The organism is Brevibacillus choshinensis, assembly GCF_016811915.1.
Lineage (GTDB): Bacteria > Bacillota > Bacilli > Brevibacillales > Brevibacillaceae > Brevibacillus > Brevibacillus choshinensis_A.
The window spans coordinates 5,274,038-5,299,980 of record NZ_CP069127.1 but is presented as its reverse complement, the minus strand read 5'-3'; the positions used below and the strand labels follow the sequence as shown (position 1 = coordinate 5,299,980).

Sequence of the window (25,943 nt, the reverse complement as noted above, 5' to 3'; positions counted from 1 at the left end):
CGAAAAAACACCCTGGCCATGGCCGGGGTGTTTTCGTTTTTCCTCGTAATTAATAGATCGCTTCCCAGCCTGCCGGGGTCACGAACAGGCGGATCGCTTTGATTTTGCGGTCATCCATCAGCGTGAAGTAGTGACGGAAGTTCGGCGGTACGGAGATCAGGTCGCCTGGCTCCAGCTCGACGTCGAAGTAGCGTCCATCTTTGCCTTTGATGGCAAAGATGCCGTGGCCGTCTACGCAGAAGCGGCACTCGTCATCTGTATGATGATGCTCGCCTTTGAATTTGACGAGGAGCTCATCCAGATTGGGAGTCTTGTCGGACAGGACGATGATGTCAGCGGTCAGATAGCCGCGGCGAGCACTGATCGCATCGATCTCTGGTTTGAACGTGTCGAGGATTTCTTGCTTTTCTTCATCCGTTGGGCTGTAGTTGTCGCGGTGTTTCGGATCCAGGCGGTCTACTCCCCATTTTTCATAGATGATCTCTTGCGTATCGAGGAAGGAAATGACTTCCTCAGGAGAACTGATGCGCTCGTTGTTGTCGTGAAAACGAATTTGGGCCATGGTTAGGTTCCTCCTTAATTGGTTGGTGTAGTGGACACGACAGCTTGACGCAGCTGCAGCAAGCGGGCGTGGTACTCAAACAGGAATTCGAATGCTTCGAGGTGGCGTTTCGCCTCGAAATCATTGCCGCCCCACGCGTAAATGCCGTGGTTGCGGATCAGGACGCCGGGCACTTCCGGGGTAATCACTTTCTCGATAGCGGCAGCCAAGGTCGGAATATCGGCAAAGTTCTCAACAATCGGAACCGTGATGCTTGCATTTTCTTCCCAGATGCCGAGACCTTTGATCAGCTCTTGCCCTTGTATAGAGAAGGCGCGTTGTCCAAAATACAGCTCTGAAATCAGATTGTTCCACACGGTATGGACGTGGAAGCAGGCACCAGCCTGCGGAAACTTCTTGTATACCACGGCGTGGATCAGTGTTTCGGCGGAAGGCTTGAGCGAAGTGGAGTCCACCGGGCGGGAATCTCTGTCCACCACCAGATAATCTTCCGGGGATAGCTTGGTTTTGTCCTTGCCGCTGGCTGTCACCGCAAATTGCAGCGGTTCACTTTCTATTTTAATCGAAAGATTGCCGCTGGTACCGGGGAACCAGTCCCGTCGGGCAAACGTCATTTTGACGTCATCCAGACGGCGAAACGCGTCCAGACGTTGTTCGAATGTTGCTGTCATAAATCAGCTGACCTCCTGTTGTTGTTTCAGATCTTGCAGTATGGCGATCACATCATGGAATGTGGCAAAGGATTGGTGAGGCAGCTCAAGCTCCTGTGCCTTTTGTGCGAGAAACGAGCGGGCGATGACGAAATCCGCGATTTTCGCCCCTGCCAGATCGGTAATCGAGTCCCCGATGACCACGCGGAAGTACGTTGCAGGGTCGTAGCGGCGAATGATGGTCGTTTTGCACATTCCACATCCGTTGGAGCAATGATCGTCACAGGAATGCGGCCACGTAATGGTGATCTTATCGCCTGAAAAATCGCTGCCGTTGCAGTAGATCGGGACGTCCTTCAGATCGAAGGGAGCCAGGATCGGATCCACGAAAAAGTCGATGCCGCCGCTAGTCACCAGCCACTCGATGCCTTCTTCCCGGCAGTAGCGCACGAAGTCGGCAAAGCCCGGCCGGATAGTCGCTTCCGTCGTGATATAGTCGACGATCTGATCGCGCAGGGAGGAGGGAAGGAGCTGAAATAGCTTCCCTACTCCTTCCTGCACGCTGATTTTTTGCGAAAGAATCTGCTCGGTCAACGCTTCCCACTCGGGGGGCGCAAACTTGCGGACAATGGCCACGATGTTGTCCTTCTCGGTAATCGTTCCGTCAAAATCGCAGAACAGTACGAGCTTCTTGCTCATCGTCCGCCACCCCACTTTTCGAGGGCGATGGAGAGCTCGGGGGAAGCAGCTGCAGCCTCTTGCAAGGTTTGGCCTGCTGTCACTGCTCGGATCGCGGCGACGAATGCCTGTGCCCCTGCAGTGGCACCGCCTGGGTGGCCGTGGATGCCGCCGCCGGCATTGACGATCTGATCCAATCCGAAGTCAGCGAACAGCTGTGGCACGAGTCCCGGATGGATGCCTGCGGAAGGGACCGGGAATGAACGGCGAATCCCATCCAGTGGCGCTGTCAGATTCTTTGCCAGCCCCAGGGCTTCGTTTTTGTCCAAGGCAACGTTTCCGTACGGAGATGGGAACAGAACCAGGTCTGCCCCGGCGATGCGCATCAGTTTGCCGAGCAAGAGAGGGGTCGCGATGCCGTAATCGGGCGATGGATAATACGCTCCGGCCAAAGCAGGGTGAGCCATGATCGGAACGTGTACGTCCGGGGCGGCCGCGAGTCGGTGCAGGGCATCGAAGCCAAATGCCAATACGTTGAACAACAGGCAATCGGCACCTGCTTCTACGGCACGCTTCGCCTTTTCGTTCAGTTCGTTTACAGGTCCGGTCAAGTTTGCCGCGTAGAGAACGGGCTTGCCGATCTGCTCCTCGGTCTCGATCGCGATCTGTTTAAACGCTTTGATCCGCTCGAGGAAAGGAGCGCGTTCATCCGCAAAGAAAATTTCGTCATCTTTGACCAGGTCAACGCCGCCTAATGCCTGAGCGCGGAATTGCGTCTTCAAATCATCGAACGGAAGGCCGAGGCACGATTTGAAGATGCTCATCAAAAGGGGGCGGTCGTGCGCATCGAGACGTCCGCGCAGCCCTTCAATGCCGTATTTCGGACCCGGGAATGTACCGAGGAACGAGTCCGGAAACTCGATGTCGATCAGTTTGATTTTTCCGTCCATGGAAAGCTTGCCGAAAATGCCAGTCAAAAGGGACGGGATGTCATTGGTGAAGTTGCGTGTCGGGTAGCTCACGGTGATCAGGCCGCGCGTTTCCCCATTTTCCAAAACTTCCAATGGAGTTGCGCTGACGGCTTCGCCCAGGTAGGGTTTCAGTTCGGCTTGCTTGGCGGCAGGCAATTCCGTCCAGGAACCGACGGTCATCCCTACAGCGATCGATTCCGCTTTTTTGTTCAGGTCCTTTGCTTGCGTCAAATAGGTAACGAGGATACGGTGCTCACTCATTGCTAGGACTAATCCTCCTTTGTAGATCGGGAAAATAAAAGAGCCTCCCCGGCGATCAGGGAGGCGGTTGTCGACTATAAGAGCGTCTTCGTCTCCTCTCATCTCTCGGGTTCGTCGATAGACAGGGAACATCTCCCCGTCTCGACTCTCATCCGTTGGAATTAGCACCGTTTCGCCCTCTAGATTAGATAGAGTAGCGCCGGTTGCCGGGCATCATAGGGCCAGTCCCTCAGCCAGCTCGCGATAAGAGTTATGTGGTTCACACGAATGTGATGTGTGTGCGATATTTTCATGATATGACGTTCAGAAGCGGGAGTCAAATTGTTTTTTAATGAGGAAAATTGGATAAAACACCCTGGGTAATTCTGGTTTGCACATAAGTGTAGAGAAAAATGGAGCGGCGAGGTGAAACTTTTTCCAGCGAAATGCGTGGTATGTAACGAAAGGGTGTGGAACCGTTGGGAAAGTAGGATTGGAGGACGTGTATCGCCTGCACGTGAACGATATCTATCGCTATCTTCTCCGGCTGACCCGGGACGCGAGACAGGCAGAGGACCTGACGCAGGAGACCTTTTTCCGCGCCTTTTCGTCACTGGACGATTTTCACGGGGAAAAAGTGAGGCCTTGGCTATTCAAGGTGGCATACCATGCCTTTGTCGATTGGCATCGCAAGCGGGTGAAAAGGCCCGTGCAGCTTACCGAGCAAATTCCGGAGCGGGTAGATGCGCAGGCAGTCGATCCGGCAGACGCGATGGTTCGCAAGGAGATGTGGGAATCGGCGCAGCTTTCTCTGGAGCGGCTGCCAGAAAAGCAAAAACAAGTCATTTTACTGTCCGCCATGCAGTTTGGCTATGCGGAGATTGCCGATGTGCTCGGAATCGATCTGGCGGATGTCAAGCGCTCACTGTTCCGGGGAAGGCAAAAGATGCGAAGGATGTGGAGGGAAGAAGTCGATGACGAACCAAAGTGATGATAGCCGGGAACAAAAGCTGCTGGCTTATTTGAGGGGAGAACTGGACGAAAGAGAGGCGCAGAAGATCAGGGATGAGATAGCGGACGACGAAGAATATGCGAGTCGACTCGAACGGCTTCTGTTGGGAGAATCAGACGGGGAAGCATTGTTGCAACAGGCAGAGACCCTTACGGAAAAACAACAGCGGTCGATCATCCGCCGGGGAAAGTGGAAGATGCGCTTGACCAATTCTGCCTATACATTCGGCATTTTCTTTGTGCTTGGAGTTGCTGCGACCATTGCGAATGGATGGATCGGCTCATGGATGTACGATGATCTGTTCCGGGTCACCAGGGACATGGTCAATTTCACTCAGCCTGGTGTCAGCGCGGGTAGCAGCGGATCGCAGGTCGGAGGGCTGTATGGGCAGATCAAGATGGAACTGCGTGAGCAAGTGGGTGCAGAGCAGCAGAATATCGGGTTCTTCGAAAATACCAACATCTTGTGGAGTATCCATGCCGAACCGAAATGGGCAAACGGAATCCGGGAGACCAAGCTGTTTTTCCGCTATCCGACTGATGAGAAGATGACCGAGGAGGAGACGGCTTATCTGCGGACCCCTGCATGGAATGCGATGAACAAGCTGCCAGAGGGAACAGTGAGCCAGCTTGCCATTTCTTTTGATCACCCAATCACGTACGAAGAATACAACAAACGGATATCACAGCACGTGTTCTCGCACAATGCGGACACGGTATGGTTTGCCGTAGACACGGGAGTCGAGCTTGATGAATCAGAGCACGAGAGCGGCAATCTCCTGCTGTCGGCCGGAGATGTATGGGGGTTTTCCGAACGGGTGTTGGATTACGGCGACAGCCCGATACGCGTGAATGGAGAAGGAGATAGGCGAGCCGCAGCCTTCCTGGCGGAAATGAAATACCTCACCGAGCATGATCGCTTGACTCGCAGCATCGGCACCAATCTGGTTGCTCATCAGGATCCGAAAATCGCTCAGCGATACGCGTATTTGCAAGAAAAGGGCGTCCTTATCTACGGAGCTGTGCTGACAGGACCTACCAAGGAGTTGCTCAAGCTGCAGGCTGAAAAGTCCATTACAGCGGCCTTTCTCGGCAAAGTGAACTGGTGGAATTGGGATCGCCCTGGGGCCTCGGGGACGCAGATCATCTGGTAGCAGTCGCGAGCATATTCCGCGAAAAAGAGTGTTGACAGCTTCCGAACGTGGTTGTATGATTCAAACTAAATTAAAAATTGCATACGTTGGATACCTTATCCAGAGAAGGTGGAGGGACTGGCCCGATGATACCCGGCAACCGACACGACGCTTTTCAGACGCTCGAGGCGACTGAATCACAGGCGACGTGCACGGTGCTAATTCCTGCAGAAACAAAAGTAGTCTGGAAGATAAGGGGGACAAAGGCGCACGTTTCTCTATACGTGACGATAACGACCTCTTTTCTTCGGAAAAGAGGTCTTTTGCATGTCAAGAGCTGCATATCGCTTGACCGCAAGGCTGGGTGACATGACCAGCCCACTGACGATATACGAAAAATGAAGTAGAGGGGAGAAATAGAATCATGGCATATCGCGCATTGAGTGAGCAGGAGGCAGTTGAGTACGTAAAGGCATTGCCGGGGCTGTTTAGTGAGGGTGCAACGCTTAGCAGCAAGGAAATCGGCGACGGTAACCTCAATCTGGTGTTTGACATTCGGGAAGATGCTACAGGGAAAAGCGTCATCGTCAAGCAGGCATTACCGTACGCACGGGTGGTAGGGGAATCCTGGCCGCTGACCGTGGATCGTGCACGCATCGAAAGTGAAGCTCTCCGCATTCAGCACAAACGCGTTCCGGAATTGGTGCCGGAAGTCTATCACTTTGATCAGGAGCTGGCACTGACAGTCATGGAGAACGTGGGAGACCACATCATCATGCGCAAAGGGTTGATCGAAGGCAAGCGCTATCCGCTGTTCGCCAAGCAGATCGGCAAGTTTCTCGCACACACGCTGTTCTACACCTCAGATCTGGGCCTGAATCCGTATGATAAAAAAGCGCTCGTCGGAACATTCTTGAATCCCGAATTGTGCAAAATTACGGAAGATCTGGTGTTTACTGATCCTTATGAAAACGCGCCGACCAACGACTTCAATCCGTTGATCACAAAAGAAGTCGAAGCCATCTGGAACAACAAGCCGCTCAAGCTGGAAATCGCCAAGCTGAAATTCGATTTCCTCACGCGCGCTGAAGCTCTGCTGCACGGGGATCTGCATACAGGCAGCATCTTCATTACGGAGACCAGCATGAAAGCGATCGACCCAGAATTTGCTTACTACGGCCCGATCGGATTTGACATTGGAGCGGTGATCGCGAACCTGCTGCTCAACTACGCAGGTCAGCACGGATTGCAAAAAGACCAAGGAGAACGCGAATCGTATCGCGAATACTTGCTTACGACGGTGGAAGATGTCTGGAATGAATTCGTCTCTCAATTTGTCCAGCTCTGGCACAAGCATGCAAAAGAGCGCAGCGCCCATGTAGAGGGCTTGTGGCAAAGCTATGTGAAGCGCCTGATTCAGGATGCCGCTGGCTTTGCGGGCTGCAAAATCTTGCGTCGTGTGATCGGACTCGCAGGTGTAGCTGACCTGAACAGCATCGAAGACGCACAAACGCGTGCCGAAGCAGAGCGGCTGGCTCTGGCGATCGGGGAAGCATTGATCCTCGGCCGCGGAGATGTAGAAGAATCGACAGATATTACGGACCTGGTCCGCACCGTGACAGCACGATATTATCAGGAGGCAACGACCGTATGACAACCAGCACACAACTCGCGCCAGTCAAGTGGGAGAATGATGCACTTGTCCTGCTCGATCAGACGCGTCTGCCTGTAGAAACCATTTATTTGACACTGACGACTCCAGAAGAAGTATGGGCGTCTATCCGCCATCTGCAAGTCCGTGGCGCTCCTGCCATCGGAATGTCCGCGGCGTATGGCCTGTACCTCGGGATCCGCAACAGCGAAGCGACTTCCTACGAGGCATTTTGGAGGGAGCTGCAAGAAAAAGCAGACTATCTGGGCACTTCCCGTCCAACAGCCGTCAATCTGTTTTGGGCACTCGACCGGATCCGTGCACGGGTTCAAAAAGAAGGGGACAAAGCAGTCGCTGAATTGAAGGCAGCTGTGCTCGACGAAGCTCTGGCGATCCAGAGAGAGGACGCGGAAGTCTGCCGGACGATCGGGGAACACCTGCTGACTCTTTTGCATGACGGGATGGGCGTACTCACTCACTGCAATCCGGGAGCATTGGCCACGGCTGCATACGGAACGGCTACAGCGCCATTTTACCTCGCGAAGGAACGCGGCTGGAATCTGAAAGTATACGCAGACGAAACGCGCCCGGTATTGCAAGGCGCACGTCTCACCGCTTTCGAGCTGCAGCAGGCTGGCATAGACGTCACCCTGATTTGCGACAACATGGCAGCGATGGTCATGTCCCAAGGCAAGGTAGAAGCAGTCATCGTCGGAACGGACCGGGTAGCGGCGAACGGAGATGTGGCCAACAAGATCGGTACCTACGGCGTCGCTGTATTGGCAAAGGCGCATGGCATTCCGTTTTACGTGGCAGCGCCGCTCTCTTCTGTCGATCTCGAGACAGCGACGGGTGCGGACATTCCTATCGAAGAGCGTCCAGCCGAAGAAATCACCCACGGCTTGGGCAAACAGGTTGCGCCTGACGATATCAAGGTATACAATCCGGCATTCGATGTGACACCTGCCCAGTACATCACCGCGATCGTGACCGAAACAGGCATTTTCAAACCGGAAGATATTCGCAGCAGCAAGCAATAAGGGATCAGGAGCACCCACTTCCAGACAGGAGGTGGGTGTTTTTTTGTTGACAAGGAAAATGGATGTATTATAGTAGTATCAACGATTAATTCCGATTATTTAGATAAGATTAATTAGGATAAAAATTGTTCAACCACACGAGTATGATGGAGGAACCGTGATGAAACGATTGTGGCAACCTGCTGTTGCGATGCTCCTTTCTTTATCTGTTTTGATCAGTGGCTGCACGTCTCCCGGGGAAACGGCAAAGCCTGCGGAGTCAAAGACGGGGCAATCCAGTGGAACGGAAAAAATGGTCAGAATCGGTGTCTTCAATGCTCCGCTTTCCTTTAATCCGCTGATCAGCTCGCGGGACCTGTCCTCCGCAGAGACGAGCACGCTCATTTTTGAGCCGCTTCTCAACCGGATCAAGCCCCTGGAATTTTTGCCGCAGCTGGCTGATTCCTTTGATACGGAGGATAAACAGACGTACACGGTCAAGCTGAACCCGAAAGCAAAGTGGACGGACGGTACCCCTGTCACGACAGAAGATGTGGCGTACACACTGCAATTAATCGCCAATCCGAAAGTAGAGTCGACCTTGGGTTCGTCAATCGCGTTTCTGGAGGGAGTCGGTCCAGACGGCAAGCTTCCAGAGGGACAGGCGGAAATAGCGGGCTTGAAGGTAATCGACGCACAGACCTTTGAGCTGCATGCAAAAAGCCCAACGGATCCCAATATGATCAAGGAGCAGTTCGGCATGAAATTCAAGCCGCTGCCCAAGCACGTATTCAAAGATGTGAACCCGGAGGACCTGGCGAAGCATCCCTTCATGCAAAAACCGGACGTGACCAATGGCGCTTTTACCTTTGTGAAATATGAAAAAGATCAGTACGTGGAATTCGCAGCGAATAAGCATTATTACCGCGGCGCACCCAAGCTGGATAAAATCTTTGTGAAAATCATGCCCGGCACGAATCTGGTCGCTCAGCTGCAGAGCGGCGAAATCGAAATGAACTACGGGCTGGGTATCGGAAATCTGCCAGATCAGGACTATGACTTGATCCGTAAAAACGAAAGCTTGCGTACAAAGCTCGAACCGCAGATAGGGATTCAGGCGATGATGTTCAATGCCCAAACCATCCGTGATGCAAAAGTTCGTCAGGCGATCGCCCATGCTGTCAACCGGCAGCTGATTGTAGACAATTTAATGAAGGGCGATGCGGAAATTTTTGACGGTCTGTACCCTTCCCTCAGCGCGTATCAAAACAAGAGCCTCACACCCATTGCTTATGATCCGGAAAAAGCCAAAAGCTTGCTGCGAGAGGCAGGGTGGGACAGCAGTCGAGAGCTTGCTTTCATCGTTCCTACCGGAAATCAGATCCGTGAGCAGTCCGCCCAAATTATCGCCGAGAATTTGAAAGAGGTGGGCATCCAAGCAAAGATCACCAAATTTGATTTTGCGACCGTCAGCCAAAAGCTCCGTAAGCATGAATTTGATCTGGCACTGAGCGGCTTGTACATGAACATCGATCCGGACTCTTCCGCGTACTATCACAGCGAAGGGCTCAGCAACTCGTCTGCTTATTCCAATCCTGAGGTAGATAAGCTTCTAGAGCAGGGAAAAGCGGAGGCGGATGAGAAGAAGAGAAAAGAGATTTACGATCAAGTCCAGGCCCAGGTGCAAAAGGATATTCCTCTTTTGACCCTCTATTACAACCCCGCCCTGGTGGCGGTCAACAAGCGAGTCATCAAAGGGGAGCCGCGCCTTTTTGGAACCACCTACGACGTGCATGAATGGGATGTTGTACCCTAAATTCAATGGGAGGTAAGACAGATGACAGCGACGGCTAAGAAACAGATGAACGTACAAGCGCAATGGAAAGGAAAGCTCCAGTTCGAAGCGAAGGGACCGAGCGGGTATCCGGTGTTCATGGACTCCAGTGTGGCACTTGGCGGGGAGGGAGCAGGCAACAGCCCCTTGGAGCTGATCCTGGTCGGGCTGGTCGGCTGCATGGGAATCGGTGTGACCAAACTGCTGGAAAAGATGAGACAATCGCCGACAGCCATTGAGATCGTCGCAGACGGAATTCGCGATGAGGCCGTACCACACGCCATCACGGAAATCCACCTGACGTTTCATGTGAGCGGAGAGGTAGCCCCATCGCGTATCTGGCAGGCAGTCAAGCTGGAGAGCGAACAGTACTGTCCGGTAGCGGCTTCTTTGAAAGCAACCATTATTCCGCATGTATTCATTAACGGAAATGAAGTAGCGGAGTCAGAGGGAACTGTGGAAGAAGAGTGATGAGCGATATCAAGAAATAGATAAAAGGTGACAGCCTTTCAATGTACAATCACCCCCCGTATTTAAGGGGGGGTTATCTTTCGAGTAGGCTTTTTTCGTAAAGATTGTTGCTAAGTATCCTTTCTTCTGATTAGTTACCCCTTTTTCAAGACGGAGACTCTTTTTGCCAAACTCTTTATACTGCTACTCTTAAGAAGAGCAGGGTTAACATTTTCTAAATAATAAACAAGCCCATCTGCTTTTAATAAAATCTCGGTAATAAGCTCTTGTTTCTTAATTTCTTCTTTCCACAAGCACTTCGAGATTTGGTTTATTCGTTCAGTTATAATGAAATCGTTTGTATTCAATCTCTCATCCACCTGGATTAAAGCAACCTGAAGATTACTTTTACCAATATCTACAAACTCAAACCAAAGGAACACTTCATCTAATGAATTTAGAGCAACGTAAGGGTGACTCTGCTTTAATACCACCACATCACATAAAAGTCCTAACCACGCAATGATTGGAGCTTCGGAAAAATCACGCAGTGGTTGAGGATTCTCCGGATCACATGAACCAAATAGCTGGTCGTTTACCTTAATTTCCAATTGTCCATATAGAACGCCACCATATTCAACTTCAAAATTTTCTAAGCTCAATTGACTAAGCTCTTTACCCGATAAATTTAGATCATATTGAATGCCAAACAAGATCCTTTCACCCCATTTTGTTAAGGATACCTGAGTATTCAATTTCAACACTACCTTCGTTTTCTCCGTTTTTTCAATGCGACTCCCTATGCTTTTCTCCCGCAGCCACTTTCCCCGAATCGCGTTGTCAGCTTTTTCATTTATTTGGTGTCATATGAATATCCGCACGATCTTGCCAAAACGATACGCCCTGTTCCATAATCGAGCGTAAGAAAGCAAAGCAGTTACACCCAACAGATAGAGAGAACACTTGGAGGGGACGCTCGTGAGACGGATACGGATGACAGAAAATTCATTCCTGAAGCAGTTGGAGCCAGCCGATGCAGGGGAAATGTTTTGGCTGACCGATACGAATCGCTCCTATTTAAAGGAATGGCTGCCTTGGCTGGACTATACGAAGAAGGTTCAGGATACGGCGCACTTCATCAACATGACCGTAAATCAGCACAACAACAACCAGGGTACGCACTACGGCATCTGGTACGACGGGCGTTTGGCAGGCACATTGGGCGTTCACAATATTGACTGGATCAACAAGAAGACATCCATCGGCTACTGGCTGGGGGCCCAGTTTCAGGGCAAGGGCCTCATGACATCGGCAGTGGCCACCTATATCGATCGCCTGATTTTCGGCTCTTGGGATTTGGAAAAGGTGACCATCCAGGCGGCTACAGAAAATCACAAAAGCAGATCGATTCCCGAGCGATTGGGCTTCCATCTGGAGGGCATTCTGCGAAGAAACGAATTTTTGTACGATCACTTTGTGGATCATGCCACCTACAGCCTTCTGCGTGAGGAATGGGCAGAGCTGAAGTCCAGTAAAAAATGGTAGATTGACAAGGAAAATTCAGTAAATTACGATGGAGAAGGGAAAAGGGGGTTGCTCGTGCAGCCCCTTTTTTTCACGATGACAACGTTCGCAAAAGGGAAAACGGGTGAGCGAAAAGAGGTGAACGGTTTTGCAGACTTTACGGCAATTATCCTGGTTTTTCAAGGCCCATTGGAAGCGATATCTCATTGGAATTGCGTTTCTGTTTCTGATTGATGTGCTCATGTTGTGGCCTCCGCGCCTGATTGGAGATACAGTGGATGCGATCCGCAACCGTACACTTACGACAGCGGATCTGACGATGACTGCCCTGACGTTACTCATTTTGGGTGTGCTGCTGTACGTCATGCGTTTCATGTGGCGCTACCTGCTGAATGGAGGAGCGCTGATTCTGGAAAGAACGCTCCGGGAGCGGCTGTTTTCCCATCTGACCCGCATGACGCCTTCCTTTTACCATCGCAAGCGCAGCGGGGACTTGATGGCTGTCGCCACCAACGATATCCCTGCCATTGAGCAAACAGCGAGCACAGGGGTGCTGACGCTGGTAGATTCCTTGTTCATGACGCTGCTTACGCTGAGCGTGATGCTGACGGCGATTGACTGGAAGCTGACGCTGGCGGCATTGATCCCGATGCCGTTCTTGGCGTGGTCGACCGCTTACTATGGAAGGCTGCTGCATGAACGTTTTTATTTGGCTCAGGAAGCTTTCGGTGAGATGAACGACCACGTCCAGCAATCTGTCTCCGGTGTGCGGGTGCTGCGTGCATTCGTCCAGGAAAGGGCCGATGTGGAAGCATACCGTCGTGTGAGCGAAAAGACGCTGGAACGAAATGTGAGCGTGTCTCGCATCGACGCTTTGTTTGAGCCGACGATTGCGATCATTATCGGCTTCAGCTTTTTGATCGGATTGGGCTACGGGACGTATCTCGTCTTCACGAGCGCGATTTCCCTCGGGGATCTGGTGGCATTCAACTTGTACCTGGGGCTGCTGATCTGGCCGATGTTTGCTTTTGGCTGGCTGGTCAATGTGCTTCAGCGTGGGGGAGCTTCCCATAAGCGACTCTCCGAGCTGTTTGTCGAGGAGCCGGATGTACAAGAACAGGAGCATCCCGTGACTGCGGTCGCTTCCAATACCGTCGAAGCACGTCAGTTTACCTTTGCGTATCCGGGGACGGAAAAGCCAGCTCTGGAGCAAATCACCTTCTCGCTGGACGAGGGGGAGACCCTGGGAATCGTGGGACGCACGGGAAGCGGAAAGTCGACGCTGTGCCGTTCGCTGCTGCATCAGTACCGGATGAATGAACACTCGCTTTTCGTGGGGGGCGTGCCCATCGAGTCGCTGTCCCTTACCGCTTTGCGCGAAAAGATCGGCTATGTGCCGCAGGAGCATTTACTCTTCTCTCGGAGCATTGCAGCCAATGTGGCTTTTGGAAATCCGGACGCCTCGGAAAAAGAAGTGCTGCATGCTCTGGAGCTGGCTGAAATGGGGAGTGACCTTTTGCAGTTCAGAGAAGGCGTGCAGACCATGGTCGGGGAGAAGGGAGTCACGCTCTCCGGTGGGCAAAAGCAGCGGATTTCCATCGCACGTGCCTTGTTGATGGATGCCGATATCTTGATTCTGGACGATTCGTTGTCCGCAGTGGATGCACGCACAGAGGAAAGCATTCTGCGGCACCTGCGCCAAGAGAGAACAGGCAAGACGACGATTATCACGGCGCATCGTCTGTCTGCCGTGCAGCACGCCCATTTGATTCTCGTTTTGGATGAGGGACAGATTGTGGAGCGAGGCACGCATGAAGAGCTGATGCAGCAAAACGGCTGGTACGCCGAGCAGTTCAGGCGCCAGCAGATGGAGCAGGATGTCGCCGGTTAGGGACAGGAAGGAGAGCGTTTCATGAGCGGGCAAAACGTATGGAAGCGTCTGACCGAGTACGCCAGACCGTTCCAAAAGCAGATTGTGGGAGCGCTGCTACTGCTCTTGCTCGGTACCAGCGCGGAGCTGGCCGGACCCTTTTTAGCGAAGGTGATGATCGACAATCACATCCTCGCGATCCAAAAGCCGTGGTACGAATACGCAGAACGGCCTCAGGCAGTGGGGAATGCCGCCGTCGAGCTGGATGGAAGGTACTATGTTCGCCAGGATGTGCTTCAGGATGCGGGGGTGGACCCGCAGAACACAGGGGCAAAAGCGGTGAGCATTCTGGCGGAAGGAACGACGTACTATCTCATAGATGGACATGTGAATCCGAATGAAGAAAAGAAAATCACCCCGCTGCCGGCTGTAAATGGCCGCGACCGGGTGGAAGTGATCACAGGAAGACAAGCGAATGATTCGGCCGCCAGCGAGAGTTTGAAGGGAATTCGCCTCACTGCGGCTGAAGTAAAAGCAATGTATGCAGGAGAAATTCTCCCGATCATATGGCTCTCGGTTGGGTATGGCGCACTGATCTTGATGTCAGCTGGCTTTAACTATATTCAAATATTATGGCTGCAGACGATTGCTCAGCGAATCATCCAGCAGATGCGCATGAAGCTCTTTGTTCACTTGCAAAAGCTTCCTGTCTCCTTTTTTGACAAGACACCGGTCGGCTCGCTTGTTTCGCGGGTCAGCAACGATACCGAAGCAATACGTGAGCTGTATGTCAGCGTGCTGGCGACATTCGTGCAAAACGGCATTTATTTGATCGGAATCCTCATCGCCTTGTACGTTTTGCAGCCAGAGCTGGCGCTGTTCTGCTTTTTGACAGTACCCGTCCTGGTCGTGCTCGTGGTTGTTTATCAAAAGTACAGCTCTCGCTACTACGCCATTATCCGTACGCGCCTCAGCGATATGAATGCGACGATTAACGAGATGATCCAGAATATGGCGATTGTTCAAGCGTTTCGTCGCGAAAAAGGAGTGCAGCAAGAGTTTGCACAGGTGAACGAGGAGTATTTCAAGGTCAAGCTGAAGGAGAACAACCTGGAATCTCTCTTGCTGAGGCCGGCAGTGGATCTGATCTGGAAGGTGGCTTTGACCCTCATCGTCTGGTATTTCGGCTCCACCTCGTTTCACAGTGCGATCTCGTTTGGGGCGTTGTTTGCCTTTGTCGACTATATGGGGCGCTTTTTCGAGCCGATCAACATGATCATGAACCGACTTTCGCAGCTTCAGCAGGCTACGATTTCAGCAAAGAGGGTTTTCGATATCCTCGATACCGAACAGGAAGCGCCGAAGGGTACCGTAGACGAGCAAATCCAGCGCCCACAGGGAGAAGTGGTGTTCGAGAATGTCTCGTTCGCCTATACAGGTGACGAGTACGTCCTGAAAAATGTCTCCTTTACGGCCAAACCGGGCCAGACGATCGCTTTGGTCGGTCATACCGGATCGGGAAAAAGCTCTCTGATGAATCTGCTGCTCGGCTTCTATCCGGTGACAGACGGGAAAATCCTGATTGATGGAACAGATATGAACACCATCGATAACGAGGCCATGCGACGCCACGTGGGCTTGGTCTTGCAGGATCCGTTTTTGTTCACGGGCAGTATCGGGTTCAATATCCGCATGTACAACGACAGGATTACAGATGATGAAGTGCGGCGTGCCGCCGAGGCAGTCCGGGCGGATGAATTTATTCGCCAGCTGCCTGGAGGGTACGACGAGCCGGTTGTGGAAAGAGGGATGACCTTGTCTGCTGGGCAGAGACAGCTGATCTCGTTTGCCCGTGCTTTGGCAGCGGATCCCGCCATTCTGATTCTCGATGAGGCGACGGCGAGTATCGACAGTGAGACGGAGTCGGCGATTCAGGATGCTCTGTACGTCTTGTCACGCGGGCGCACGACCTTTATCATCGCCCATCGACTATCGACCATCCAGCACGCCGATCAGATCCTGGTGTTATCCCGTGGAGAAGTCGTCGAGCGGGGGACTCATGAGGAACTGATGGCGAAGGATGGATTGTATCAAAAAATGTACCAGCTCCAGCAAGGGAATGTATCCGTTACAATGAACGGGTAGATACGATGGAGCGTAAATCATTAAGAAAGGAGATCAACACCGATGGCTGCCTCGCGTTACACCTTTTGGGTGTTGATTTTGGTAGTAGCGATCGCCGGATTAAGCCAGGGATTGAGCATCCCGTTGCTGGCGGTATTGCTGGAAAAACAAGGGGTTTCTTCGATGATGAACGGGCTGAATGCGGCCGCGTTGTACATCGGTATGGTTTTGATTTCGCCATTTCTCGAAATTCCGCTGCGGAAATTCGGTTATCGCACGACGATAATTTCCGGTTTGGTTCTGGTCACGGCAGCCACTGCGCTGATCCCGATGTTCTCTCATTTGGCTGTCTGGTTTGTCCTGCGGCTTTTGATGGGGATCGGCGACTCAGGCTTGCATTACTCCAGCCAGATGTGGGTGACCAAGATCGCTGCCCCGCAAAATCGCGGACGAGATTTATCCATATATGGGTTGGCGTATGGCGTGGGCTTCAGCGCGGGTCCGCTGGGACTGAACCTGCTGCCGCTTGGCTTGTGGGTGCCGTTTGGAACACTGATCGTCTTGTACGCGGTCGCTTTTCTGCTGCTGGGACGAATGAAAAACGAGTTTCCTGAGAAAATCGTCCAGACGGAAAAGAAGCAAAACAAATATGCGGTGGTGCTGCGGCTTGGCTGGCTGGCCCTGATCCCATCGTTTTTATACGGCTTCATGGAGACCTCGCTGAACGGGAGCTTTCCGGTCTACGCTTTGCGTACAGGGCTGTCGCTGGAATGGGTGTCCGTCATTTTGCCTTCCTTTGTCGTCGGCAGTATCATCCTGCAAATGCCGCTGGGTGCGCTGAGTGACAGGATAGGACGCAAGCGGGTCATGACAGTCTGTGCCTTGGTTGGTGGCATCGCCTTTTTCCTTTTCCCGCTGTCGGGTGAGAATGTTTGGGTCATGATGCTTCTGCTCGCTATCGCAGGAGCGGCAGTCGGCTCGTTTTACTCGCTCGGCCTGGCTTTTGCGGCGGACATCCTGCCTGCCTCGATGGTGCCGACTGCCGGGATTATCGCAGGGATCAATTTTGGAGTGGCCAGCATATTGGCTCCCAATGTAAACGGCGTGCTGATGGAAGTCTGGGAACCATGGACGATCTTCTGGCTCATGGGTGCATTCCTCTTCGTCTTTGCGGCTGCATGCCTGGCTGTTCGCCGTGGAGCAGCGAATGCTGAACAAGTCGCGCTGCCCATCCAAAAACAAGGCTGAGTGCGAAATAGCAAAAAGGTGTCTGTCCCGTAGGTGGGTGGGCACCTTTTTGCTGCAAAAATTCACAGAAAAAAAGGGGAGAAAGAATAAACGGGCGCAGGGTAGGGAAGCGTAGATATAGTAAGGAAAGATATGTTTGGAAGGGGTTGACCCGATGCTTACTCCGTGCATTTTCAAGCGGGGAATCGTCTGGATCTTGTTTTTCGTGATCAGTCTGGTTATTATTCCGTTCTTTTCCGATGACAGCCCGACGCCGCCCGCTCCCGCTGCCACTAAAGTAACGGTGCGATAGAAAAAGTAAGGAAGACTCTCCTTTTGCTGGGGAGTCTTTTTGCGTTGCGATTACAGCTAGTGAAAACCGCTGAAGCGGAGCATAGTAAGACGGAATAAGCAGGGCAGGAGGATTGAGATGGGAACATTGCATCATTATTTACGGGATCGGGCTCAGCAGTCTCCGGATGTCGAAGCGCTTCTGGCTGCGAATGCTAGGTTTACGTATCAGGAATGGGATGATCGGACAAACCAGCTGGCAGCCTTTTTATTGGAAGAGGGTGTTCAAAAAGGTGATTTTGTTGCCATCCTGTGCAAAAACGATCATCCTTATCCCACGATTTTGCTGGCAGCACTGAAAATCGGGGCTGTTGCGATTCCCCTCAATTGGCGCTTGACTGCCTTTGAATTGGAAGGCATCTTGCAAATCGCTCGGCCGAAGCTTTTGTTTTATGACGAGGAGTTTGCGGAAGCGCTGACGCTGGCAGGAGAGCTGGTCGGCAAGCTGGTTCCTGCCGGAAGAGGGTTGGAGATGGCTGACGAATACGCCGCCATCTTCACACGGTATCCCAGCACCGCTCCAGCGGAAGCAGATATCACGGAGGAGGATATCGCTGTCATCTTGTTTACCTCAGGTACGACAGGAACACCCAAGGGCTGCATGATTTCCCATGGCTGCTACGATACGTATTTGCATGGAAGCCGCCCCCACGCCGAGCATCCCACGAGATTTCTGGCGGTCCATCCCCTGTTTCATATGAGCAGCACATCCCTGATCTTTTACAATATACATGGCGGGAACACCATGATTCTGCTGGCAGATGGGGAGCCCGTATCCATTCTGCAGACGATCGAATCGGAGAAAATTGAGGCGATGTTTGCCTTCCCCTCGGTGTATGCCTATCTGTTGGAGGAGCTGAACAAAAAGCAGTGGGACGTATCCTCGTTGAAGTACGTATCGACAGGGGGCACGAAGGCATCTGCCGCTCTCATCCAGAGGTACCTAGACCTGGGAATTCCGATGACACAGGGGTACGGGAGCACGGAAGCGGCATTCGTCAGCGGATGGCATCCGATCATGGGAATGGAGTCCGCGGATTCCGTCGGACAGCCCTTCAAGAATGTGCAGGTCAAAATCGTAAGCCCCGATACGGGGGAAGAGGTGCCGACAGGGCAAGTAGGGGAAGTGATCGTCAAAAGTCCCTACCTTTTCAAAGGATATTTGAACAACCCTGATGCGACTGCCAAGGTTTTGATTGATGGCTGGTACCAGATGGGGGACGCTGGGAGGCTCGACGAAAACGGGTTCCTGTACATTTCCGGACGGTACAAGGAAATGATCCTTGTCGGCGGCGACAACGTCTATCCGATCGAGGTGGAAGACGTCATCGACCATATTGACGACGTACTGGAAGTGGCAGTTGTCGGCATTTCTCATGAGACCTTGGGAGAGATCCCCCGTGCATTCGTGGTGAAAAAGGAAGGAAGCCCGCTCGGGGAAGCGGACATCGTGAGGATCTGCAGGGAGAAGCTGGCGGAGTACAAAGTTCCGGAGGTTGTCTTCGTCAGCAGCTTGCCTGTAAACGGATTGGGGAAAGTCATGAAGCATTTGTTAAAAGGATGACGGGACAAAAAGCAAGCCTTTCTCGATCACAGGCAGACTTTCGCAGGTGATGGAGAAAGGCTTTTTCTGCTTCTCATTACTTGGTTTTGGCAACGAAATTTTGAGTGAAGAACGCACGGCTATCCTTGTACGAGATCCCTACACCGATCTGTTTGTAGTTTGGATTCAGCAGGTTTTGGCGATGCCCTGCCGAGTTCATCCATCCCATGTGAACTTCGATTCCGTCGAGCTGTCCGTATGCGATATTCTCACCTGCGTAACCGAACAAAATCCCTGCATGGGAAAGACGGTCAAAAGGACTGCCTGTCGTTGGAGACACATGATTGAAATAGCTGTTTTGGGCCATGTCCTGACTGTGTGCCCGAGCCACTCCTGCTACTTGGTCGTCCCAGGTGAGTACAGGGAGATTCGCTCTGCTGCGAGCGATGTTGAGCAGGTCGAAGTTTTCTCTTTCGTAAGCGAGCGCAGCCCTCTTTACCAGATCTTCCGTCAAGACCGGCTTGATCGGCAGTTTGCTGTAGGATATCGGATACATCAAGCCCATTGCGATCGTAGAGAAATGCTCAGGGGTAGAGATGCGCACGCCTGCTACCTTATTGCCGCCGAGCTGATCGATGGAAAATGTAACCGTCTGATTGTTCAGCAAATACGTCGGATGACTCAGTGTATTGTTATTGATTTTGAAAGTGGGAGTAATCGTCAGGGTGCTCAGCGGAGTTCCCCATGCTTTTTGCAGCGCAGCAGTGGTAGCTCCATAGCCGATCCCCTTGACGGAGAACTTGGCGCCGTTCGTAAACAGCGTCACCACCTTGGCGTTTTGAATGCCAATCTGTATGTAATTGTTGAGATCTTTATTGTAGATCCACCATTCGACCCCTGTGGTGCTCGGGTCTTTGCGGGCTGGCTTTCCCAATGCTTGCTCGACGGAAGCAGCGCTCATGCCCAACTGAATTCCATAAACCGAGATGGCTGCTGCCGCCTGAGTGGCTGGGGCAGGCGCAGTCGCAGCGGCAAGGGCGGGGACGATTTGGCCGAACAGAGCAAGAGAAAGGCTCACGGCGAGGATGCTGGACAAACTCTTTTTACGCATAAATCTACCTCCTCGTTTTGGCTATGCATGGAGGTAATTGTAGCGGCCATATCGCTATCCCACAATAGGGACAAGGCAGGAATTGTCATCTGGATCAAAAAAACCCCCGCCTCGAAAGCGGGGACAGCGACTTTCGTCAGGCTCGCCGTTCGTAAATCACATACGTTTTGGCGAGAAGATCATGCCAGCCTTGCTTGCGCCGGTTCCAGCCCACCCACATGTACCCGAGAGAAAAGGGGAGCGAGGAAAGAAACTTGCCGATGACTTCGCGCAGAAAAACTTGTCCGGCTGTCAGATTCCCTCTCGTCTGGCGAGCATTTACGACGCGGATCCCCGTGATGATCTTGCCCAGTGTCTGTCCCGTCAGCCAGGTCAGCAAGACGAGATACAGCAGGTCAATGGCGATCTCGATCAAATCGATGAACGAAAAGGAAGCGTCCAGTACGCCCCATGCCCTGCGCAGCGGGTTGAAGATCAGCATGTTGAGCCCGATCAGAAAGAAGGTATCGAGCAGTGTGGCCGCAACGCGGATCCAAAAGCCGGCGAAGTGGACTGGCGGGGTGTCAGGAACCGGTTGCAGCACCTGTTCGGGATGGCGAAAATGGGTGTCTTCCATGGAGCACCTCCTGGTCACGGCATGAATTGATACAGCAATTTAGGGGAGCTCTCTCGCTCCAGAATGCGGGACAATCCCAAAGGATCGGGATTCGACCAGTACTGCTTCATACTGAACAGCAATTTGCTCAAGGAGAGCTGGTCTGTATAACGGACGATCAGGGCTTCTGATTCTCCGGAAAGAGAGAGGGCGTAGCGAGTCGCATCCTCCAAGTCGCCGAATTGGTCGATCAGCCCGAGGCGTTTGGCCTGCTCGCCGGAATAAACGCGACCATCTGCGATCTCAAGCACACGCTGACGGGAGAGGTTGCGGCCCCGGACAATGACATCGACAAATTTGCTGTAGCTCTCATTGACGAGCGTCTGAAAGATTTGGCGCTCAGGGTCCGTCAGAGGTCGAGCGGGGCTTCCGATGTCTTTGAAACGACCGCTCTTGATTGCGAATTGACGGACGCCCAGTCTATTTGCTGCTTCGCTGTAGTTAACCAGATTGAAAATGACGCCGAGACTGCCGGTGAGGGTATTGGGGTTGGCGAAAATGGCGTCGCCAGTGGTAGCCAGGTAATATCCTCCCGAGGCTGCTGTCGAACCCATGCTGACGACGATGGGAATATGCCGCACTTGCTTGAGGCGAGAGATGCGAGCATGCAGCTCGTCTGTGGCAACGACTTCCCCCCCTGGGCTGTCGATCCGCAGAACCAAAGCTTTGACGTTCGCGTCCTCCTCTACACGCCGCAGCTGCTCGGTGAGAAGCTGACTCATGGACGGCATGCCCGTCGAATTTTGTTCGCCAGAGATGACGCCCGAGACGAAAAGCTGGACGATCTTGCCCGTGCCGGAGCCGGATACGACATTCTCATCCCAGGAAAAGCCCGGATTGTCTGCCAGTTCGTCATAGCTGCCAGACACTAGCTCTACCAAAAGTCCCGCGAAAAAAACAACCAGTACGAGGAGCAGGGCTACCCATTTTTTTCGATGCATGAAAACCACCTCATTCACTAGCATGAGCAGGGAGCGGCAGAGTTACGCATTCGGAGGGAAAAGGAAAAAAAGGGATTGACGAAAGGAAAATATCAAATTAGAATGATTATAAAATTATTTCCCTTACGCAAAAAAATTCACCTAGGTAAAGATATCAATAATCATTATCAATCAGGATGCTGTTGCCTTCGGGCAGCAGCTTCCACTGTTTTTACGGGGGAAATAAGTCTGATTCTCTTTCTCAACAAGGAATGCCTGAAATTCACATGTCTATAGAAAAAGGGAGATGGAATGCATGATGCAAAAAGCGGCAATGATCGTGTCGGGAGCAGGTTTACTGGTCAGCTGGCTGTACGGAGAGGTGGGAGGGCTGGAGCTATCCTGGCTCGCGGTATTTTTGTGCGGGGTGCCGATCGCATGGACGGCACTCAAGGAGCTGTTTCTGGAAAAGACCATCAATAGCGATGTGCTGGTGACGATTGCGATCGTCGCGGCAGTGTCGATCGGAGAGATTTTTGCGGCCGGGGAAGTGGCGCTGATCATGATGCTCGGCATGTGGCTGGAAAATCGTACGGTCGCACGGGCAGCATCAGCGCTCGAGGAAATGGTGCAGATGGCTCCGCAGACAGCCAGAGTCAAGCGTCAGGACGAATGGGTGGAGATCGGCTTGGCTGAAGTCGTTCGCGGAGACTTGATTCTCGTGAAGCCGGGCGAGAAGGTGCCGGTGGACGGAAAAGTGGAAAGCGGGCAAGCGGCAGTCAATCAGGCAGCGCTGACAGGAGAATCGCTGCCGGTGGAAAAACGCACAGGTGACGAAGTTTTCATGGGAACGATCAATACGAATGGTTCGATCGAAGTGTTGGCAGAGCGGGTAGGGGAAGAAACGACATTTGCCAAGGTCACTCGCCTAGTGGCTGAAGCCATGGAGCGTAAAGCACCCGTCCAGCGTCTGCTCGACAAGTGGGCAGCGTGGATCGTACCGAGCAGTCTTACCCTCGCGATTTTGATGTACCTGTTTACAGGAGATCTGGTGCGCGCCGTTACCATTCTCATCGTTTTTTGCCCATGCGCACTCGTGCTCGCGACACCGACCGCCATCATGGCAGGCATCGGCAGCGCGGCCAAGCATGGGATTTTGATCAAGAGCGGCGTGGCACTCGAGCAAATCGGACTGGTGAACGCCCTTCTGTTTGACAAGACCGGTACCCTCACAGAGGGCAAACTGCAAGTGACAGGTGTGGCTCGTCTGCACAGCCAAAAGCAGGAGGATGTCCTGCGACTGGCGGCAGCGCTAGAGCGTCATTCGGAGCATCCGCTGGCGCAGGCTATCGTAGCGGCAGGTGCAGAACAGCGTCTCGAACTGCCTGAAGTAGAGTCGTTCCTGGTCCATCCGGGGAATGGCGTCTCCGGGCGCGTAGGTGGACGTGAGGTATTGGTAGGGAACCGTCGCTTTTTCTCTGACATGGGGGTCTCCACAGAGGAGCTGCGTCACCTCCAGGAAGGACAGGAGCAGGCAGGGCAGACCGCCGTCTTCGTCGCAAGCGAAGGGAAGCTGATCGGGATGGTGTCACTGGCAGACCGAGTACGGGTAGAATCGCGCGACACGGTAGGGCGTCTGCGGTTGTACGGCGTAGGGGAAATTGCCATGCTGACAGGCGACAACAAGGGCGCGGCAGGACAAATTGCCCGTCAGGCTGGAGTGACCACAGTCTTTGCTGAACAGTTCCCAGAGGCCAAGTATCAGCGTGTCGAAGAGTACCGCAATCGGGGGCTGGTAGTCGGGATGGTCGGGGACGGCATCAATGATGCGCCGGCGCTTACCTCCGCCCATGTGGGGATCGCGATGGGAGCGGGTGGCACGCAGATCGCGGCCGAGGCGGCAGACATCGTGATCATGACCGATGATATTTCCAAAGTGGCAGATGCAGTGAAGCTGGGGCGCAAGGCGCTGCACGTGATTCGGCAAAACCTGATCGTGTCCAGCGTGATCAATGCGGCTGCCATCATTCTCGCGATGGCGGGCATACTCGGACCCGTGGGCGGAGCTTTTGTCCACAATGCCACTTCTGTATTGGTGGTACTCAATTCTGCTAGATTGATCCACTATCTGTCTCGCAAGGACGGGACTAAACGGATGACACCGCCGACCATTGCTTCTTCCTGCGATTCTTGCACGTGCAGCAGCAAAGGCTTGTGTGAGCTTGGGGCGTCCAAAGGCTGATCATGGAAAAGGTCAGGGCAATGAAAATCATTGTCCTGGCTTTTTTTGACTCGCTTTGAGAGAGAAATAACCTAAGTTCAAAATTCATGCAATTTTTTTATTATTCATGTAAAATATAGTCACAGACGAAACCGAATAGACGGTTACAGGGGGTGCCGACAATGATTATTCAAGTGACGGATTTGAAAAAGAACTACGGGCAGCTGCAAGTACTGAAAGGCATAACAACACAGGTAGCAGAGCGTGAAGTGGTCTGTGTCATCGGGCCGTCGGGATCAGGAAAAAGTACGTTTTTGCGCTGTTTGAACCAACTGGAGGAGTCGACAAGCGGGCGGATCGTGATCAATGGGCATGACCTGTCCGATCCCAAGGTCGATATCAATAAAGTGCGGGAAGATGTAGGGATGGTATTCCAGCGATTTAATCTGTTTCCTCATAAGACCGTGCTGGAAAATGTGATGCTCGCCCCGGTGAAGGTGCGGAAGATGTCTCAGGAAGAGGCGCGCAAGCAAGGGATGGAGCTTCTGAATAAAGTGGGGCTGGGAAGCAAAGCGGATGTCTATCCGGATCGTCTGTCTGGAGGGCAAATGCAACGGGTGGCGATCGCCCGTGCATTGGCGATGAATCCGAAAGTGATGCTGTTCGACGAACCTACTTCTGCACTCGATCCAGAGCTGGTCGGAGAGGTGTTGGCTGTCATGAAGGATCTCGCCAAGGAAGGGATGACGATGATTGTCGTTACGCATGAGATGGGCTTTGCCCGTGAAGTGGGCGACCGCGTCATTTTTATGGATCAGGGGATCATTATGGCGGAAGGAAAGCCGCAAGAAATATTCGAGGAGACACAAAACGAGCGACTGCGCTCATTTCTTGGAAAGGTGCTGGTAAAATGACCAAACCGCTGAGCCTTCTATCGATTCCGGGAGAATTCGTGGAAGCGGACGAGCTGGGTAAAATGACGACGTTGTTCTTGGGAGCTGCGGCCGGCAGTGAAAAGCTGTACGTGAATATCGACAAGGTCCAGCCCGGCGCCAAAAGCGTCAAGTATCATTCGCACTCTCTGCAGGAAGAGTTCTTCCTCATCTTGGCGGGGGAGGGTACGCTGCGGCTCGATGGCGAAGAATATTCGGTCACAAAGGGGAGCTTCGTGGCAAAGCCGGCTGGGAAAGAGATTGCCCATCAATTCATCAACACAGGGACGGACGTACTCGAGATTTTGGATGTGGGGCTCAAGGTCCAAGGCGATGTCGCTTACTACCCGGATGAGGACGTCTATTACATTCGAGGGAAAAAGTCCTTTGCAGGCTCGGACGCTCTCGCCGACTGGGATTCAGAGCCGAATCGATAGAGCTCGAAAAGCACCAAGCGCATGGCGGCAGCTCATGCGCTGGTGCTTTTTCGCTCACTTCGCTGCATCCAGCAGCTGGCTGACCGTGACAAATCGGTAGCCTTGCGACCGCAAATCCGTGATGAGCTCCTGCAGAGCGGCGACTGTCTGGCGCTGATTCAGTCCGCCGTCATGAAAGAGGATGATATCTCCCGAGGATACGTGGCTCTTTACACTTTTGGCGATGACAGAAGCCGTACGCGCGAGTGACCAGTCCCGGGGGTCTACGGACCAGTGGATGATGTCGTAGCCGCAGGACTGAACGGCATTCATGACATCATGGGTCATGACCCCTCCCGGTGGACGGTAATACTGCGCGAGGATGCCAGTCGTTTTGAGAATGGAACGCTCGCCCTGCTTGATGTCGTCGTAGACCTCGTGCTCAGTCAGCTTGTTCATGTCGTAGTGATGGTAGCCGTGATTGCCAATCTCATGTCCGGCCTTGTATATCCATTGCATGACCCGAGGATGCTTGTCCACCTGGGAGCCGAGCACAAAAAAGGTAGCGAGTACTTTGTTTCGATGCAGTACTTCCAAAATTTCCGGCGTGTACTTCGCATCAGGCCCATCATCAAAAGTAAGCGCGACGACTTTTTTCTGCGTGTCTATCCGGTGGATGGGTTCGAATAACGGGGTAGGAGAGCTGGCCCAGGCAGGCAGGATGTCCCAGCCGAGAAGGCAGGCGATGAGACAGACGTATATCACGCCACGGCGCATGTCGATTGCCTCCTTCGTTGTCATATGGCTATAGGGTCACCCCCTTCAGGGAAAACATGCTGCCAAAAGAAAA

24 protein-coding genes and 2 riboswitches are annotated in these 25,943 nt (G+C 52.9%); of the genes, 15 read left to right on the top strand and 9 right to left on the bottom strand.

Translation table 11 applies throughout. The features are described from left to right. Positions 1 to 49: 49 nt before the first annotated feature. Genes JNE38_RS26600 through JNE38_RS26585 form a run of 4 tightly spaced genes read right to left on the bottom strand, consistent with a single transcriptional unit; the run spans position 50 to position 3,122 of the window. On the bottom strand, positions 50 to 562 hold the full coding sequence (locus JNE38_RS26600; RefSeq protein ID WP_203354062.1) for a 1,2-dihydroxy-3-keto-5-methylthiopentene dioxygenase: 513 nt from the start codon (positions 560 to 562) through the stop codon (positions 50 to 52). 14 nt (positions 563 to 576) lie between these two features. Further along, positions 577 to 1,233 carry a methylthioribulose 1-phosphate dehydratase gene (locus JNE38_RS26595; protein ID WP_203354061.1) on the bottom strand — a complete coding sequence of 219 codons (657 nt, stop codon included), beginning with the start codon at positions 1,231 to 1,233 and terminating at the stop codon, positions 577 to 579. Between the two features lie 3 nt (positions 1,234 to 1,236). After that, the gene (locus JNE38_RS26590) at positions 1,237 to 1,911 is read right to left on the bottom strand and encodes a 2-hydroxy-3-keto-5-methylthiopentenyl-1-phosphate phosphatase (RefSeq protein ID WP_203354060.1); all 675 of its coding nucleotides are present in this window, start codon (positions 1,909 to 1,911) and stop codon (positions 1,237 to 1,239) included. After that, a complete protein-coding gene (locus JNE38_RS26585; protein WP_203354059.1) occupies positions 1,908 to 3,122 on the bottom strand; it encodes a 2,3-diketo-5-methylthiopentyl-1-phosphate enolase in 1,215 nt (404 codons plus the stop codon). Before JNE38_RS26585 ends, JNE38_RS26590 begins: the two co-directional genes overlap by 4 nt. Before the next feature lie 95 nt (positions 3,123 to 3,217). Next, positions 3,218 to 3,372: riboswitch (SAM riboswitch) on the bottom strand. A gap of 231 nt (positions 3,373 to 3,603) precedes the next feature. Between JNE38_RS26585 and JNE38_RS26580 the strand changes: the two genes are divergently transcribed. From JNE38_RS26580 to JNE38_RS26555, 6 genes are all read left to right on the top strand, one after another. Then, positions 3,604 to 4,092, top strand: a complete 489-nt coding sequence (locus tag JNE38_RS26580) for a sigma-70 family RNA polymerase sigma factor (protein ID WP_203357760.1) — start codon at positions 3,604 to 3,606, stop codon at positions 4,090 to 4,092. Further along, positions 4,076 to 5,266: an anti-sigma factor gene (locus JNE38_RS26575; RefSeq protein ID WP_203354058.1), complete on the top strand. Its 1,191-nt coding sequence runs from the start codon at positions 4,076 to 4,078 to the stop codon at positions 5,264 to 5,266. Before JNE38_RS26580 ends, JNE38_RS26575 begins: the two co-directional genes overlap by 17 nt. Positions 5,267 to 5,358: 92 nt before the next feature. Further along, positions 5,359 to 5,503: riboswitch (SAM riboswitch) on the top strand. Between the two features lie 166 nt (positions 5,504 to 5,669). Beyond that, on the top strand, positions 5,670 to 6,899 hold the full coding sequence (mtnK, locus tag JNE38_RS26570) for an S-methyl-5-thioribose kinase (RefSeq protein ID WP_203354057.1): 1,230 nt from the start codon (positions 5,670 to 5,672) through the stop codon (positions 6,897 to 6,899). Then, positions 6,896 to 7,936, top strand: coding sequence for an S-methyl-5-thioribose-1-phosphate isomerase (gene mtnA / locus JNE38_RS26565; protein ID WP_203354056.1), 1,041 nt, complete (start codon positions 6,896 to 6,898; stop codon positions 7,934 to 7,936). The genes mtnK and mtnA overlap by 4 nt, the downstream gene beginning before the upstream one ends. A 160-nt stretch (positions 7,937 to 8,096) precedes the next feature. After that, positions 8,097 to 9,731, top strand: a complete 1,635-nt coding sequence (locus JNE38_RS26560) for an ABC transporter substrate-binding protein (protein WP_203354055.1) — start codon at positions 8,097 to 8,099, stop codon at positions 9,729 to 9,731. A 21-nt stretch (positions 9,732 to 9,752) separates the two neighbouring features. Next, positions 9,753 to 10,220 carry an OsmC family protein gene (locus JNE38_RS26555; RefSeq protein WP_203354054.1) on the top strand — a complete coding sequence of 156 codons (468 nt, stop codon included), beginning with the start codon at positions 9,753 to 9,755 and terminating at the stop codon, positions 10,218 to 10,220. A 134-nt stretch (positions 10,221 to 10,354) separates the two neighbouring features. Here the strand turns inward: JNE38_RS26555 and JNE38_RS26550 are convergent, their stop codons facing one another. Next, positions 10,355 to 10,912: a hypothetical protein gene (locus JNE38_RS26550; RefSeq protein ID WP_203354053.1), complete on the bottom strand. Its 558-nt coding sequence runs from the start codon at positions 10,910 to 10,912 to the stop codon at positions 10,355 to 10,357. 265 nt (positions 10,913 to 11,177) lie between these two features. On the opposite strand from JNE38_RS26550, the gene JNE38_RS26545 reads away from it, so the two are divergent. The 6 genes from JNE38_RS26545 to JNE38_RS26520 all read left to right on the top strand — a co-directional run bounded on the left by JNE38_RS26545 (position 11,178) and on the right by JNE38_RS26520 (position 18,859). Further along, positions 11,178 to 11,744, top strand: coding sequence for a GNAT family N-acetyltransferase (locus tag JNE38_RS26545; protein WP_238933475.1), 567 nt, complete (start codon positions 11,178 to 11,180; stop codon positions 11,742 to 11,744). Positions 11,745 to 11,871: 127 nt separating this feature from the next. Then, positions 11,872 to 13,614 (top strand): ABC transporter ATP-binding protein, encoded by a 1,743-nt coding sequence (locus JNE38_RS26540; protein WP_203354052.1) that lies wholly within the window; start codon positions 11,872 to 11,874, stop codon positions 13,612 to 13,614. 21 nt (positions 13,615 to 13,635) lie between these two features. Then, complete coding sequence (locus tag JNE38_RS26535; protein WP_203354051.1) at positions 13,636 to 15,738, top strand: ABC transporter ATP-binding protein; 2,103 nt, start codon at positions 13,636 to 13,638, stop codon at positions 15,736 to 15,738. A gap of 42 nt (positions 15,739 to 15,780) precedes the next feature. After that, a complete protein-coding gene (locus tag JNE38_RS26530) occupies positions 15,781 to 16,965 on the top strand; it encodes an MFS transporter (protein ID WP_203354050.1) in 1,185 nt (394 codons plus the stop codon). A gap of 154 nt (positions 16,966 to 17,119) precedes the next feature. Then, complete coding sequence (locus tag JNE38_RS26525; RefSeq protein ID WP_203354049.1) at positions 17,120 to 17,257, top strand: hypothetical protein; 138 nt, start codon at positions 17,120 to 17,122, stop codon at positions 17,255 to 17,257. A gap of 117 nt (positions 17,258 to 17,374) precedes the next feature. Then, the gene (locus JNE38_RS26520) at positions 17,375 to 18,859 is read left to right on the top strand and encodes a class I adenylate-forming enzyme family protein (protein WP_203354048.1); all 1,485 of its coding nucleotides are present in this window, start codon (positions 17,375 to 17,377) and stop codon (positions 18,857 to 18,859) included. A 76-nt stretch (positions 18,860 to 18,935) separates the two neighbouring features. On the opposite strand, the gene JNE38_RS26515 is transcribed toward JNE38_RS26520, so the two are convergent. From JNE38_RS26515 to sppA, 3 genes are all read right to left on the bottom strand, one after another. After that, complete coding sequence (locus tag JNE38_RS26515; RefSeq protein WP_203354047.1) at positions 18,936 to 19,949, bottom strand: CAP domain-containing protein; 1,014 nt, start codon at positions 19,947 to 19,949, stop codon at positions 18,936 to 18,938. 136 nt (positions 19,950 to 20,085) lie between these two features. Continuing rightward, on the bottom strand, positions 20,086 to 20,565 hold the full coding sequence (locus JNE38_RS26510) for an RDD family protein (protein WP_203354046.1): 480 nt from the start codon (positions 20,563 to 20,565) through the stop codon (positions 20,086 to 20,088). 14 nt (positions 20,566 to 20,579) lie between these two features. Then, positions 20,580 to 21,545, bottom strand: a complete 966-nt coding sequence (sppA, locus tag JNE38_RS26505) for a signal peptide peptidase SppA (RefSeq protein WP_203354045.1) — start codon at positions 21,543 to 21,545, stop codon at positions 20,580 to 20,582. A gap of 295 nt (positions 21,546 to 21,840) precedes the next feature. Here sppA and JNE38_RS26500 point away from each other — a divergent pair, with 295 nt between their 5' ends. The 3 genes from JNE38_RS26500 (at position 21,841) to JNE38_RS26490 (ending at position 25,114) form a co-directional block, all read left to right on the top strand. Next, positions 21,841 to 23,766, top strand: coding sequence for a heavy metal translocating P-type ATPase (locus JNE38_RS26500; RefSeq protein WP_203354044.1), 1,926 nt, complete (start codon positions 21,841 to 21,843; stop codon positions 23,764 to 23,766). 161 nt (positions 23,767 to 23,927) lie between these two features. Next, positions 23,928 to 24,659, top strand: coding sequence for an amino acid ABC transporter ATP-binding protein (locus tag JNE38_RS26495; protein WP_275296620.1), 732 nt, complete (start codon positions 23,928 to 23,930; stop codon positions 24,657 to 24,659). Beyond that, the gene (locus tag JNE38_RS26490) at positions 24,656 to 25,114 is read left to right on the top strand and encodes a cupin domain-containing protein (RefSeq protein WP_203354043.1); all 459 of its coding nucleotides are present in this window, start codon (positions 24,656 to 24,658) and stop codon (positions 25,112 to 25,114) included. Before JNE38_RS26495 ends, JNE38_RS26490 begins: the two co-directional genes overlap by 4 nt. A gap of 54 nt (positions 25,115 to 25,168) precedes the next feature. Here the strand turns inward: JNE38_RS26490 and JNE38_RS26485 are convergent, their stop codons facing one another. Beyond that, the gene (locus JNE38_RS26485) at positions 25,169 to 25,870 is read right to left on the bottom strand and encodes a polysaccharide deacetylase family protein (protein ID WP_203354042.1); all 702 of its coding nucleotides are present in this window, start codon (positions 25,868 to 25,870) and stop codon (positions 25,169 to 25,171) included. Positions 25,871 to 25,943: the final 73 nt, after the last annotated feature.